The 13,673-nt window shown below is 70.5% G+C and carries 15 protein-coding genes; 11 read left to right on the top strand and 4 right to left on the bottom strand.

All coding sequences use genetic code 11. From position 1 onward, the window contains the following. Positions 1–23 precede the first annotated feature (23 nt). The 9 genes from ABZ880_RS07760 to ABZ880_RS07720 all read left to right on the top strand — a co-directional run bounded on the left by ABZ880_RS07760 (position 24) and on the right by ABZ880_RS07720 (position 8,764). Positions 24–1,004: an amino acid ABC transporter permease gene (locus tag ABZ880_RS07760; RefSeq protein WP_361258530.1), complete on the top strand. Its 981-nt coding sequence runs from the start codon at positions 24–26 to the stop codon at positions 1,002–1,004. Beyond that, the gene (locus tag ABZ880_RS07755) at positions 1,001–1,798 is read left to right on the top strand and encodes an amino acid ABC transporter ATP-binding protein (RefSeq protein WP_361258527.1); all 798 of its coding nucleotides are present in this window, start codon (positions 1,001–1,003) and stop codon (positions 1,796–1,798) included. The genes ABZ880_RS07760 and ABZ880_RS07755 overlap by 4 nt, the downstream gene beginning before the upstream one ends. An 85-nt stretch (positions 1,799–1,883) precedes the next feature. After that, positions 1,884–2,906, top strand: coding sequence for an ABC transporter substrate-binding protein (locus ABZ880_RS07750; protein WP_361258525.1), 1,023 nt, complete (start codon positions 1,884–1,886; stop codon positions 2,904–2,906). 79 nt (positions 2,907–2,985) lie between these two features. Further along, entirely contained in the window at positions 2,986–3,711 is a 726-nt protein-coding gene (locus ABZ880_RS07745; RefSeq protein ID WP_361258522.1) for a GNAT family N-acetyltransferase, read from the top strand. A gap of 2 nt (positions 3,712–3,713) precedes the next feature. Then, complete coding sequence (locus ABZ880_RS07740; RefSeq protein WP_361258519.1) at positions 3,714–3,848, top strand: putative leader peptide; 135 nt, start codon at positions 3,714–3,716, stop codon at positions 3,846–3,848. Positions 3,849–3,959: 111 nt separating this feature from the next. Then, entirely contained in the window at positions 3,960–5,168 is a 1,209-nt protein-coding gene (locus ABZ880_RS07735; protein WP_361258516.1) for an LLM class flavin-dependent oxidoreductase, read from the top strand. Positions 5,169–5,188: 20 nt separating this feature from the next. Then, positions 5,189–6,565, top strand: coding sequence for an NtaA/DmoA family FMN-dependent monooxygenase (locus ABZ880_RS07730; RefSeq protein ID WP_361258513.1), 1,377 nt, complete (start codon positions 5,189–5,191; stop codon positions 6,563–6,565). Further along, positions 6,562–7,647: an LLM class flavin-dependent oxidoreductase gene (locus tag ABZ880_RS07725; RefSeq protein WP_361258510.1), complete on the top strand. Its 1,086-nt coding sequence runs from the start codon at positions 6,562–6,564 to the stop codon at positions 7,645–7,647. Before ABZ880_RS07730 ends, ABZ880_RS07725 begins: the two co-directional genes overlap by 4 nt. Continuing rightward, a complete protein-coding gene (locus ABZ880_RS07720; RefSeq protein ID WP_361258507.1) occupies positions 7,640–8,764 on the top strand; it encodes an LLM class flavin-dependent oxidoreductase in 1,125 nt (374 codons plus the stop codon). The genes ABZ880_RS07725 and ABZ880_RS07720 overlap by 8 nt, the downstream gene beginning before the upstream one ends. A gap of 26 nt (positions 8,765–8,790) precedes the next feature. Here the strand turns inward: ABZ880_RS07720 and ABZ880_RS07715 are convergent, their stop codons facing one another. Further along, positions 8,791–9,273 (bottom strand): hypothetical protein, encoded by a 483-nt coding sequence (locus ABZ880_RS07715; protein ID WP_361258504.1) that lies wholly within the window; start codon positions 9,271–9,273, stop codon positions 8,791–8,793. Positions 9,274–9,516: 243 nt separating this feature from the next. Here ABZ880_RS07715 and ABZ880_RS07710 point away from each other — a divergent pair, with 243 nt between their 5' ends. Then, on the top strand, positions 9,517–10,485 hold the full coding sequence (locus ABZ880_RS07710; RefSeq protein ID WP_361258501.1) for a cytochrome c oxidase assembly protein: 969 nt from the start codon (positions 9,517–9,519) through the stop codon (positions 10,483–10,485). A 33-nt stretch (positions 10,486–10,518) separates the two neighbouring features. Here the strand turns inward: ABZ880_RS07710 and ABZ880_RS07705 are convergent, their stop codons facing one another. After that, positions 10,519–10,890 (bottom strand): hypothetical protein, encoded by a 372-nt coding sequence (locus ABZ880_RS07705; RefSeq protein WP_361258498.1) that lies wholly within the window; start codon positions 10,888–10,890, stop codon positions 10,519–10,521. A gap of 99 nt (positions 10,891–10,989) precedes the next feature. Between ABZ880_RS07705 and ABZ880_RS07700 the strand changes: the two genes are divergently transcribed. Then, positions 10,990–11,949, top strand: coding sequence for a YafY family protein (locus ABZ880_RS07700; RefSeq protein ID WP_361258496.1), 960 nt, complete (start codon positions 10,990–10,992; stop codon positions 11,947–11,949). Here the strand turns inward: ABZ880_RS07700 and ABZ880_RS07695 are convergent. Next, positions 11,940–12,227 (bottom strand): hypothetical protein, encoded by a 288-nt coding sequence (locus tag ABZ880_RS07695; protein WP_361258493.1) that lies wholly within the window; start codon positions 12,225–12,227, stop codon positions 11,940–11,942. The two genes, ABZ880_RS07700 and ABZ880_RS07695, sit on opposite strands and share 10 nt — an antisense overlap. 331 nt (positions 12,228–12,558) lie before the next feature. After that, positions 12,559–13,644: a M12 family metallopeptidase gene (locus ABZ880_RS07690; protein WP_361258491.1), complete on the bottom strand. Its 1,086-nt coding sequence runs from the start codon at positions 13,642–13,644 to the stop codon at positions 12,559–12,561. Positions 13,645–13,673: the final 29 nt, after the last annotated feature.

The raw sequence follows: 13,673 nt of genomic DNA, 5'->3' as shown, positions 1-13,673 counted from the left end.
GACCGACTCAGCCGGAGCCCACCATGAGTGAACCCCCAGGCCTCACCGTCACCGCCCCCGAGGCGCCGCCCGCCGACGCCCCGTCAAAGCCCCTCGCTGCACAGCGAGTTCTGCCCCTGCGCAGGCCGGGGCGCTGGATCGCCACCGCCCTCGTTCTGGTCCTCGTGGCCCAGTTCGTGCACGGCCTGACGACCAACCCCTTCTACCAGTGGGACCGCTTCGGGTACTGGATCCTGCGGCCGAACATCGTCGACGGCCTGCTCATCACCCTCGAAGTGACCGCCTACAGCGCCGTGTTGGGCCTCCTGGGCGGCATCGTCCTCGCCCTGGCCCGGCTGTCGAAGAGCCCGGTGCTGCGCGCCGTCAGCTGGACGTACATCTGGGCGCTGCGCTCCATCCCGCTGATCGTGCTGCTGCTCTTTCTCTACAACTTCAGCGCCCTGTACAAGACGTTGAGCGTCGGCGTCCCCTTCGGGCCTGCCTTCTTCTCCTTCGACGAGTCGAAGCTCGCCACCGACATGGTCATCGCCGTCATCGGCCTCAGCCTCAACGAGGCTGCATACGCCGCCGAAGTCGTACGCGGCGGCATCCTCTCCGTCGACCAGGGCCAGCACGAGGCCGCGTCGGCCCTCGGGCTGCCGAAGAGCTACCAGTTCACGAAGATCGTCTTCCCGCAGGCGCTGAGGTCGATCACTCCGAACTACGTCAACCAGCTGATCGGCCTGATCAAGAGCACCTCGCTGGTGTTCTACGTCTCGCTGCTCGACCTCTTCGGCACCGCGCAGTCCATGGGCGCCACCTACCCCGGCGACATCGTGCCGCTGCTGCTGGTCGCCACCGTCTGGTACCTGATCCTGACGAGCGTCGTCTCCGTCATCCAGTTCTACGTCGAGCGGTACTTCGCCCGGGGCGCCACCCGCACCCTGCCGCCGACGCCGCTGCAGAAGCTCCGCACCGGTCTCGCCGACCTGCGGGCCCGCATCCGCCGGGAGGCCGCCGTATGACCGCGAAGACTCTCGAGCCCCTGGCGGACGTCGAGGCCGCCACCGTCGAGGTGCACGACGTGCACAAGTGGTACGGCGCCCACCGGGTGCTGAACGGCGTCGACCTGACGGTGCGTCCGGGCGAGGTGACCGTGATCCTCGGCCCGTCCGGCTCCGGCAAGTCCACCCTGCTGCGGGTCATCAACCACCTGGAGAAGCCGGAGATCGGCCACGTCAGCATCAACGGCGAGCTGATCGGCGTGAAGCGGCACGGCGAGCGGCTGAAGGAACTGAGCGAGCGGGCCATCCTGACCCAGCGCGGCCGGATCGGCTTCGTCTTCCAGAACTTCAACCTCTTCCCGCACCTGACGGTCCTGGACAACGTGGCCGCCGCCCCCGTCGCCACCGGCAGGCTCAGCAAGCCCGAAGCCCAGGAGCTCGCCCGCGAGTTGCTAGTCCGGGTCGGTCTCGCCGACAAGACCGGCGCCTATCCGCGACAGCTCTCCGGCGGCCAGCAGCAGCGCGTGGCCATCGCCCGCGCGCTCGCCCTGCGCCCCGGCGTCATCCTCTTCGACGAGCCGACCTCCGCCCTCGACCCCGAACTCGTCGGCGAAGTCCTCGCCGTCATCAAGGACTTGGCGACCAGCGGCACCACCCTCGTCATCGTCACCCACGAGATCGGCTTCGCCCGCGAGATCGCCGACCGGGTCGTCTTCATCGACGGCGGAAAGATCGTCGAGCAGGGCCCGCCCTCCGAGGTCCTCGACAAGCCCCGGCACGAGCGGACCAGGGACTTCCTGAGCAAGGTCCTCTGACCCGCCCCGCTGCGGTCCCGCAGCGCCCCACGACCTCCCCCCACGCCACGCCCCTCATCACCTTCTCCAGCGACAAGGAACGGCCATGTCTACCCACTTCACCCGACGCAGCCTGATACGCGGCATCACCGCGGCGACCGCCGTCGCCACCCTCGCCACCGGGCTCGCCGCCTGCGGTGGTGACAGCGACGCCGCCACCAAGACCTCCGACGCCGCCGGGAGCCTGACCGTCGGGCAGCTCTCGAACGGTGCCGCCAAGGAGACCACCCTCAAGGTCTCCGAGGTGAAGTCGATCAGTGCCGAACTGCCCAAGTCCGTGAAGAGCAGCGGCAAGCTGGTGATCGGCATCGGCGCCCTGCCGTCCGGTTTCGCGCCGCTGGCCTACGTCGGCAGCGACCAGAAGACCCTGACCGGTGCCGAGCCCGACTTCGGCCGCCTGGTCGCCGCCGTGCTCGGCCTGAAGCCCGAGCTGAAGAACTTCACCTGGGAGAACCTCTTCGTCGGCATCGACAGCGGCAAGGTGAACGTGGCGTTCTCGAACGTCACCGACACCGAGGAGCGCAAGAAGAAGTACGAGTTCGCCTCCTACCGCAAGGACAACCTCGGCTTCGAGGTGCTCAAGTCCAGCAAGTGGAACTTCGACGGCAACTACGAGAACCTCGCGGGCAAGACGGTCTCCGTGGGCGCAGGCACCAACCAGGAGAAGATCCTCCTGGAGTGGAAGAAGACGCTGGAGAGCGAGGGCAAGAAGCTCACCGTCAAGTACTACCCGGACCGCAACGGCACCTACCTGGCCCTCAACAGCGGCAAGATCGATGCCTTCTTCGGCCCCAACCCTGGCATCGCCTACCACATCACCCAGTCGGCGAACACGCCCAACCCGACGCGCAACGCGGGCACTTACTCGGGTGCCGGCGCCTCGCTGCAGGGCCTGATCGCGGCCACCGCCAAGAAGGACAGCGGCCTGGCCAAGCCGGTCGCCGACGCGATCAACTACCTGATCAAGAACGGCCAGTACGCGAAGTGGCTGACGGCCTGGAACCTCTCCAACGAGTCCGTGGCCAAGTCCGAGGTCAACCCGCCCGGCCTGCCGCTCGACAACTCCTGACAGCCCCCGACCGGGGACCCCGCCGTCACCTCACGGCGGGGTCCCCACCCCGTGCCATCAGCACCGGAGCCGCCTCCCGATGTCCACCGTCAGCATCGAAGCCACCTCCTCCCACATCCTGGACAACCCCGCCTGGGCCGCACTCAACGGCCCGCACGCCCACTTCGCCGAACGTGTCGGCCGTGCCGCCCGGTACCCGGCCGACGTGGCGCCCTTCTGTGCGGTCTCCGACCTCGGCGACCCGCGCGCGTGGGCCGATCTGGCCGCCCTCGTCGGCCCGGACGGCACCGCATCCGTGCGCGGCGTGACCCGGGCCCCGGCCGGCTGGGAGGTCCTCCGTACCGGCCAGGGCGTCCAGCTCGTCGACACCGGGCTGCACGCGGAGCCCGACCCCGAGGCCGTACGGCTCGGACCCGACGACGTGCCCGAGATCCTCGACCTCGTCGCCCGCACCGAACCCGGCCCCTACCTGCCCCGCACCGTCCAGATGGGCACCTACCTCGGCATCCGCCACCACGGCCGCCTGATCGCCCTGGCCGGCGAGCGCCTCCACCCACCCGGCTGGACCGAGATCAGCGCGGTGTGCACCGACCCGGACCACCGGGGCCGGGGCCTGGCCACCCGCCTGGTCCGCGCCGTCGCAGCAGGCATCAAGGAGCGCGGCGAGCAGCCGTTCCTGCACGCCAGGGCCACCAACGCGAACGCGATCCGGCTGTACGAGTCGATCGGCTTCACCCTGCGCCGCCATACGGTCGTCTCGCTCGTACGGCCGACCGCGGCCGCCGTCCTGGAAGAAACGGCATAGCCGTGCCGTTGTCCTTGTCGAAGGCGATCGAGCGGACGGAGGTGGGACCCGTGACACGTGTCCTCCGCGCTGTCCGCCTCCACTCCCGGCCCCATATCGACCTTCAGCGCGTGGCCGGCGCCCTCTGTTGCTCCTGACCCTCCCCCAGCCTTCGGCCGGGGGGACCCCCATTCGCTGCGCTCCTCCGCCGCCGTTCGCCCACCTCCGCGGGCCGGCGATCTCGTACGGACCTCCAGGAAGGCACCCCCGTGTCCTCAACTCCCGCTTCCCATCTGCACCTTGCCGTCGCCCTCGACGGCACCGGCTGGCACCCCGCCTCCTGGCGCGAGCAAGTCGCCCGCCCCCGAGACCTGTTCACCGCCGGACACTGGGCCGACCAGGTCGCCGAGGCCGAGCGCGGTCTGCTCGACTTCGTCACCCTCGAGGACGGGCTGGGCCTGCAGTCCTCGCACTACGGTGAGTTGGACGGCCGCACCGACCAGGTCCGCGGCCGCCTGGACGCCGTACTGATCGCGTCGCGCATCGCGCCCCTGACCCGGCACATAGGCCTCGTGCCGACCGTGATCACCACCCACACGGAGCCGTTCCACATCTCCAAGGCGATCGCCACCCTCGACTACGTGAGCACCGGCCGCGCGGGCCTGCGCGTACAGATCTCCGCCCGCCCGCACGAGGCCGACCACTTCGGCCGCCGCACCTTCCCGCCGATCGACCTGGCGGAACTCCAGAGCCCGGCCGGGCAGGAACGGCTCACCGAGCACTTCGACGAGGCCGCCGACCACGTCGAGGTCGTGCGCCGGCTCTGGGACAGCTGGGAGGACGACGCCGAGATCCGTGACGTGGCCACCGGCCGCTTCGTCGACCGCGACAAGCTGCACTACATCGACTTCGAGGGCCGGCACTTCAGCGTCAAGGGTCCCTCCATCACCCCGCGCCCGCCGCAGGGCCAGCCCCTCGTCACCTCCCTCGCCCACCAGACCGTCCCGTACCGGCTGGTGGCCCGCCAGGCCGACGTCGGCTACGTCACCCCGCACGACACCGAGCAGGCCCGCGCGATCGTCGCCGAGATCCGCGCCGAGCAGGAGGCGGCCGGGCGAGCGGGTGAACTCCTGCACGTCTTCGGTGACTTGGTCGTCTTCCTGGACGACGAGCAGAGCGCCGCGGAGGACCGACGCGGACGCCTCGACGCCCTCGCGGGAGAGCCGTACACCAGTGACGCACGCATCTTCGCCGGTACGCCCGCCCAACTCGCCGATCTGCTTCAGGAGTTCGCGGAGGCCGGACTGAGCGGCTTCCGGCTGCGGCCCGCCGTCGCCGGACACGATCTGCCCGCCGTCACCCAGGGCCTCGTCCCCGAACTCCAGCGCCGCGGCGCCTTCCGCACCGCCTACGGGGCCGACACCCTGCGCGGCCTGCTGGGCCTGACCCGCCCCGCCAACCGCTACGCCACCGCCTGAGCCGGAAGGACCGCACCGACATGAGCAAGCCGCTGAAGCAGATCCATCTGGCCGCGCACTTCCCGGGCGTCAACAACACCACCGTGTGGAGTGACCCGAAGGCCGGCAGCCACATCGAGTTCAGCTCCTTCGTCCACTTCGCGCAGACCGCCGAACGCGCCAAGTTCGACTTCCTGTTCCTCGCCGAGGGCCTCCGACTGCGCGAACAGGGCGGAAAGATATACGACTTGGACGTCGTCGGACGCCCCGACACCTTCACGATCCTCGCCGCCCTCGCCGCCGTCACCGAGCACCTCGGCCTGACCGGCACCATCAACTCCACGTTCAACGAGCCCTACGAGGTGGCCCGCCAGTTCGCCAGCCTCGACCATCTCTCCGGCGGCCGCTCCGCCTGGAACGTCGTCACCTCCTGGGACGCCTTCACCGGTGAGAACTTCCGCCGCGGCGGCTTCCTCCCGCAGGACGAGCGCTACTCCCGCGCCAAGGAGTTCCTGTCCACGACCAACGAGCTCTTCGACTCCTGGCACGGCGACGAGATCATCGCCGACCAGGCGACCGGCACCTTCCTGCGCGACGCGAAGGCCGGCTCCTTCGTGCACTCCGGCCAACACTTCGACATCCACGGCCAGTTCAACGTCCCGCGCTCCCCACAGGGCCGCCCCGTCATCTTCCAGGCCGGCGACTCCGACGAGGGCCGCGAGTTCGCCGCGTCCAGCGCCGACGCCATCTTCAGCCGGTACGCCACCCTGGAAGGAGGCCGGGCCTTCTACACGGACGTCAAGAACCGCCTCGCCAAGTACGGCCGCCGGCATGACCAGTTGCTGATCCTGCCCGCCGCCACCTTCGTGCTCGGCGACACCGACGAAGAGGCAGAGGAGCTCGCCAAGGAGGTGCGCCGCCAGCAGGTCAGCGGCGCCACCGCCATCAAGCACCTGGAGTTCGTCTGGAACCGGGACCTGTCCTCGTACGACCCGGAGGGCCCGCTGCCGGACGTCGCCCCGGTGGTGAGCGACGAGCACATCTCCCGCGGCCGCGCCCAGGTGCGCATGTACCGCGACCCGCTGGCCACCGCCCGCGAATGGCGCGAGCTGGCTGCCGCCAACAAGTGGTCCATCCGCGACCTGGTCATCGAGACCGGCAACCGCCAGAACTTCATCGGCTCCCCGGAGACGGTCGCCAGGACCATCAACGAGTACGTCCAGGCCGACGCCAGCGACGGTTTCATCCTCGTCCCGCACATCACGCCCAGCGGCCTCGACGTCTTCGCCGACAAGGTCGTACCGCTGCTGCAGGAACAGGGCGTGTTCCGCACGGAGTACGAGGGCCCGACTCTCCGCGACCACCTCGGCCTCGCCCACCCGGACCACGTGGGCGACGAGCAGCGGGCGGCGTCGTGAAGTTCCTCGCGATCACGCTGATCGTGCACCGCCCGGACCCGGTCACGGGCGTACAGAAGCCGACGCACGACCGGTTCCGCGAGGTCCTCGACAACGCCCTGCTGGCCGAGGAGTTGGGCTTCGACGGCTTCGGCGTGGGGGAGCGGCACGAGCGGCCGTTCATCTCCTCCTCCCCGACCGTCGTACTGAGCCACGTGGCCGCGCTGACGAAGCGGATCCGGCTGTTCACCGCCGTGACGACGCTCAGTCTCCTCGACCCGGTGCGGGCGTACGAGGACTACGCGACCCTCGACCACCTGTCCAACGGCCGCCTCGACCTGATCATCGGCAAGGGCAACGGCGCCGCCCAGCGCGACCTGTTCAACGTCACGCCCGAGGACCAGTGGGACCGCAACGCCGAGAGCTACGAGGTGTTCCGGCAGATCTGGCGGCAGGACAAGGTCACCGCGGCGACCCGCTTCCGCCCCGGGCTGACGGACGCGGAAGTCTGGCCGCGCCCGTACCAGAAGCCTGTGCGGGTCTGGCACGGCAGCGCGACCAGCAAGGAGTCGGTCGACCTCGCCGCCCGCTACGGAGACCCGCTCTTCTCGGCGAACGTCACCAACCCAATAGAGCCGTATGCCGAGTTGATCCGCCACTACCGCGAACGCTGGGCGTTCTACGGCCACGATCCGGCGCGGATCGCGGTCGGCGCGGGCACGGCGGGCATCTACGTCGCACCGACCACCCAGGAGGCGCTGGCCGCGTACCGGCCGATCTTCGAGTCCAATCTGGCGTTCTTCAAGAAGGCCGGTCTGCCGGTCGTCTTCGAGACGCTGGAGGACTTCGTCGAACGCAGCTCGGCGCTGATCGGCAGCCCGCAGCAGGTGATCGACAAGGTGCACCGCTACCACGAGCAGTTCGGCCACACGGTGGTGCACCTGCACGCCGACGCGAGCGGCCTCAGCGACAGCCGGCACCGCGACTCGCTGGAGCTGTTCCAGACGGCGGTGGCGCCGACACTGCGCAAGGCCATCCCGGATCCGCCCTTCGACTGGGGCCCGGTGCTCCCGTCGACCACTGAGGAGGCCGCCCGTGTCTGACATCCCCCTCGGCGTCCTCGACCTGGTCCCGATCTCCTCCGGCTCGACGGCCGCGGACGCCCTGCGCAACTCCATCGACCTGGCCCGGCAGACCGAACGCCTCGGATACGCCCGCTACTGGTTCGCCGAACACCACCTCAACCCCGGCGTCGCGGGTACGTCGCCCGCGGTGGTCCTGGCCCTGACCGCCGCCGCCACCTCCACCATCCGCCTCGGCTCGGGAGCCGTACAACTCGGCCACCGCACCGCCCTGTCCACGGTGGAGGAGTTCGGCCTGATCGACGCGCTGCACCCCGGCCGCTTCGACCTGGGCCTCGGCCGCTCGGGCGGCCGCCCGCCGGGGGAGAAGGCGAGCGGGCCGACGAGCACGCCGGTCGTCGACGGCCGCGCCCCGAACGGCCTGCTCATCCCGCCCCGCTTCTCCTTCGAACGCCTCCTCGGCTCACCCCGCATCGCCCTGCAACGCAAGCTGCTCCTGCTCCCGAACGCCGAATCACAGGACTACGCCGAGCAGATCGACGACATCCTCGCCCTGCTGGCCGGCACCTACCGCACCCCGGAAGGCGTCGAGGCACACGTCGTGCCCGGCGAGGGCGCCGACGTCGAGCTGTGGATCCTCGGCAGCAGCGGCGGCCAGAGCGCGGAGGTCGCCGGCGCGCGGGGCCTGCGCTTCGCCGCCAACTACCACGTGAGCCCGGCGACCGTCCTGGAGGCGGTGGACGGCTACCGGTCCTTCTTCCAGCCGTCCGACGTCCTCGACAAGCCGTACGTCAGCGTGTCCGCGGACGTCGTCGTCGCCGAGGACGACGAGACGGCCCGCGAACTCGCCACCGGCTACGGCCCCTGGGTGCGCAGCATCCGCACGGCCGAGGGCGCGATCGAGTTCCCGACGCCGACGGAGGCACGGGCCCACCCCTGGACCGACAAGGACCGGGCCCTCGTCCAGGACCGCCTCGACACCCAGTTCGTCGGCACCCCCGGCCGGGTCGCCGACCAGCTGGAACAGCTCCAAGAGGCAACCGGCGCCGACGAGTTGCTCATCACGACGATCACCCACGACCATGCGGACCGGGTGAGGTCGTACGAACTGCTGGCGGAGGAATGGCGACAGAGGTGACATTCACCAGCCGAAGGCGGTGAGGTTCAGCAGCCCGTGCGGTCCGGGACGAACTCCACGCGGGTGTGCTGCTCGGTCTGCAGGACGGTGTCGTAGGTCTCGCGGTCGACCTGGTACCAGACGTCGTCCTGCGACTTGTGGCCGTTCACGTCGTCCAGGCTCACGCACCACCGCTCCGGCCGGACGACCCGCTTGTACCGCTCCGTGCCCCGACGGACCTTCTTGCAGGTCTCGTGGTGCTCGGTCGTGTACCAGACGCGGGTCGTCTTCCGGGTGCCCGAGCCGGAACGCGACGTGTGCCGGACCCGCTCGGTGGTGGACGTGCACCTCTTGACCAGGTGCGCCCGGGTGGCGTCGGCGGTCTTCCGGGTCACGTGGCGGACGGTGTCCCGGAGGCCGTGGACGACGTCCGGACTCGGCTGCGCCTGCTGGGCCACGCTCCCGTTCGCGGAGGAATCGTCCCCTCCGCCACCGCACGCGCCGAGCGCGGCCACGAGCGCAGCCGTCATCCCGGCAACCAGAAGTCGCCGCGTCCTGATCATGTGTCCCCCTGCTGTGCCCGATGCGGCGGTCAGCGTAGCTGATCTTCGGCCGAAACCGGCCGGCCGGTCGGTCTCGGTAAGGACTCCGTATGAGACCGGTATGACGACGGGCGATCGCCGGGCGGACGGCGATCGGTGCGGTGGCGTGCGGCGTAGAGTGCCTGGCCGGGTTCGGTCAGGTGTCCCCGGATGCCGTGGAGGGAGTGCGCGATGGCGAGTCCGCCGGAACTCACCGTGGGGCGGCTGCTGTCCTCATGGCAACCGGACGTGCCCGCGCTGTTGCTCGTGCTGCTGCTGGGTGCCCTGTACGGCTGGGGCGTGCTGCGGCTCGGGCGCCGCGGCGAACGCTGGCCCCTCGCCCGCGTCGCCGCCTTCGCGGTGCTCGGCCTCGGCACCCTCGTCGTGGCCACCATGTCGGCCCTCGCCGTGTACGACCACGTACTGTTCTGGCCCGCCGCGGTGCAGAACATCCTGCTCGACCTGCTCGCCCCGCTCGGCCTGGCACTGGGCGACCCGCTGCGGCTGGCCGTCCGCGCCCTTCCCGAACGTGCCGCCGGGCGCATGCAGCGGGCGATGAGCGGGCGGTTGGTGCAGCTGCTCACCTTCCCGCTGGTCAGCACGGCCCTGGTGCTGGCGACCGAGCTGACGGTGTACTTCACCCCGTATTTCGCGACGGCCCTGCGTGACGGCTGGCTGCATCAGCTGATGTATCTGCATCTGCTGCTCGCCGGCTGCCTGTTCGTGGTGCCGGTGCTCACCTGCGAGGAGGCGCTGCCGAGTTGGTGCACCCATCCGGTCCGGGCGGCGCTGGTGTTCCTCGACGGGATCGTCGACGCCGTACCGGGCATCGTGGTCATGACCCACGGCACGCTGATCGCCGGCGCCTGGTATCTGCACCACGCTCCGGCCTGGGCGCCGGACGTGCGGCACGACCAGCAGCTCGGCGGCGGCGCGATGATCGGCATCGCCGAGCTGGTGGCCCTGCCCTTCCTGCTCGCGATCCTGTTCCAGTGGGCCCGCACCGAACGCGCCACGACCGCGGCGCTGGACCGCCGCCTGGCGACGGAACTGGTCCCGGCGGCTGCGGCGGAGGGCCAGGCGCAGTCGCCCGACCTCGTACGCCCGTGGTGGGAGACCGAGAACAGCGAGGTCGCCCAGCGCATCCGGCAGCAGCGCTAGCCGCTTCAATGACCCACGCCCGACCGGGCGGGCTCATTCCTTCCAGTCCAGCTGATGCTCGGGAGTCCCCACCGTCCGCCCGTACGCCACCGCCTCGGCCCGCCCCGCCTCGTCGCCGCGCCGATACCGGAACACCTTCCCGGCGAAGACGACCACCCGCTCGTCCCCGGCGGTGAAGTCGGCGTACCAGCCGTCGGCCGACTCGAGCGTGTCGGCGATAGCCCGCGCAAGTCCGGCGACATCCTCGCCGTCGGCCTCCCACTCGACGAGCGTCCACAACTGCGGCTGCGCATCCGTCGCACTCCCCGAGACGTCGATCCGGGCGACCTTGCGCAGACGCAGCCCCTGCGGCTGGAACACAGCACCGGGCCGCAGGCTCTCACCGATGACGTATCCACTGATCACGTGCGGTCTCCCTGAGAGTCGCGGGTTCCTGTGAGAGCGACACTACGAACCCATGGCTGACATCCTGTGTCAGTCGTACGGTGAGGAAGTGATCGCCCGATGAGAGCGGACCGGCTGCTGTCGCTGCTGCTGTGCCTGCAGTCCCGTGGACAGATGACGGCACGTCAACTCGCCGACGAGCTGGAGGTGTCGGTCCGCACGGTGTACCGGGACCTGGAGGCACTGGGTGCGGCGGGGGTGCCGGTCGTGGCGAGCGGTGGGCCCGGTGGCGGCTGCCGGTTGATGGAAGGCTGGCGCAGTCCGCTGCTCGGCATCAGCGCGGAAGAGGCGACGGCGCTGCTCGCGGTCTCCGCGGGCGGCCCCCTGGAGCGGATCGCGCTCGGCGACGCGCTCGCTCAGGCCCGGCTCAAGGTGCTCGCGGCACTGCCGGCGTCCGGCCGGGACCGTACGCACGCCGCGGCCGCCCGCTTCCACATCGACACACAGGCCTGGTTCAAGCCGCCCGAACTGGTCCCGCATCTGGCCGAGTTGGTCGACGCGGTGCGCCAGGACAGACGCCTGCGCATCACGCACCGGCGCCGGGACGGCCCTGCGACCACGAAGACGGTGGACCCGCTGGGGCTCGTGGCGAAGGCGGGCGTGTGGTACCTGGTGGCACGGGCCGACGGCGAAACACGGGCGCACCGGGCCTCGCGCATCACGGAAGCGAAGCTCCTCGTCACCGGGTTCACCCGCCCCGCCGACTTCGACCTGGCGGCGTTCTGGGCCGAGTGGACAAGGGAGTTCGAGGCGAGCCTGGACCAACTCCCGGTCACCGTACGCCTCTCGACAACCGGACTGGCCGCTCTCCCCGAGGTCCTCGACGACACCACATCGGCCGCCCACGCGACCCCGGACCCGGAGCCCGGCTGGCACCGTCTGACCCTCCACTTCGACTCCCCGCACGCGGCCTGCCGCCGCCTGCTGGGCTTCGGCCCGGACGTCGAGGTGCTCGAACCTCCGGATGTACGGGCGAAGTTGGCGCAGACGGCCCGCCGCACGGCGGCTCGCTACCCGTGAAAGGTCTCGTACTCGTCGTTCATCAGCGCCCGGAAGGACCGGTAGCGCACCGCGCCCGGCAGCCAGTGGGCCAGGTACCAGGCCTCCCACTCCCCGTCGGGCGTGATCACGCAGGGGTTCAGCAAGGACACGTCGGTGGCGTTGGGCGTGTGACTCCTCCGGACACGCTCCCGCGGTATCGACGACGACGTCTCGCGGCCCCACGGCTCGCACTGCCGCACGGCCAACTCGCCGCCAGGCCGCGCGATCCTCTCCGGGCAGGAGGCCGTCATGCTCACGCCGGCAGAACGCTCATGTCCCGGTGCCGGTCTGCCTGTTCGCGAGACGGAAACACGTCGTTCGCAACCCGTCGGCGCCCCCACCGGTCGTCGGGAGCGTCAGCCGCCCCCGGTGTACGGAGCGAGGGCCGCGAAGCCCCCGGCGAGCAGGACGAGCACGATCAGCCGTGCCCGTACGCACTTGACGTACCTGCGCATCGACATCCCTCCAACCTGCCGTCGGACGACATGGGTTGGGGGACGGTTTCCCTCCCCCGAAGGCAACCGTCCCCCAACCGCTCCCCCGGCGCCGGACTGTGGGTCCAGCCGACCGCGTGGGCGGCGCGTGCTGTCACCAGCACATGACCGCTGTCTCCCCCGGACCCCACGCGGAGTACAGACGTACGCGGACGAAGTAGCGGCGGCCCTTGACGAGCCGGACCTTGATCGCGGCGTTGTGCGGTGTTCCCCCGTCGTCGTGGCCGGTGAGGTAGCGGGGTTCCCCGTCCCGCTCCTCGAAGACCACGACGACGGTGTCGCTGTCGCCGAAGGTACCCACGGTGTACTCGCGGGTCTCCGGCGGCTCGACGGTGAAGTCGGCCTGCTCGCCCGGGCCGAGCCCGAGCGGCGCGGACCGGAAGGGCACCAGGGCCGGCGGGCGCGGGGCGTCGGCCGGCGGGTACCAGCGCAGCACGTACTCCTTGTCGGCCGCCGACAGCGTGCCCGGCGGGTTCAGGCCCGCGCGGAACCGCTCCGGCTCCAGGATCAGCCCGCCCGAGAACGGGTACTCCATGATCGACTGAGGGTCCCAGACGGAGCCGTTGACCTCGTCCGGGTCGAGCTTGCGCAGGATGTTGAAGAAGGTTTTGTCGCGGCTCCAGAAGTTCGGGGCGCCCGCCAGGTCGGCGTAGACGGCCTCGTCGTCCCAGTGGATGCCGGCGAACGGGCTCTGGTGCTCGTGCAGCATGCCGAGCGCGTGCCCGATCTCGTGCAGGGCCGTCCCGCGCTCCCCGGGCGCGGTCAGGTCCCAGCCGAAGTTCATGGTGCGTTCGTTCTGCCCGACCCGCAGGCAGTCCTTGCCCACGGTCGACCAGGAGCCGTCGCCGAGCTGGAACCCGATGCGCAGCTCGGCCTCCGAGCGGTCGCCGACCTCGGCGAAGGTCACGCCGATGCCGAGGTCCTGCCACTCCCGGAAGCTCTCGCGCACCACGTCCCGCTGCTCCTTGGCGCCGACCCACGACACCCGGCGGGACTGCCCGCTTCCCGGTACGGGGATGACCGACCCGTCGGTGCCGCCGTCGAAGAAGTAGTAGTGCAGGACCGTGCCGTTGACCCACATCGGCCGCCCGCCGATGAGCGCACTCAGCCGCTCGGCGGCCAGCCCCGGAGGGAAAGCAGGGGCCGACTGCTGCGCGAGGGAGCAGTAGCGTCCGGTCATGCGCACAGACTGCCGTGAGCACAGTCACA

The sequence above is a fragment of the Streptomyces sp. NPDC047043 genome (assembly GCF_040644055.1).
Taxonomy (GTDB): domain Bacteria; phylum Actinomycetota; class Actinomycetes; order Streptomycetales; family Streptomycetaceae; genus Streptomyces.
This window is presented reverse-complemented; position numbering and strand designations above follow the sequence as displayed.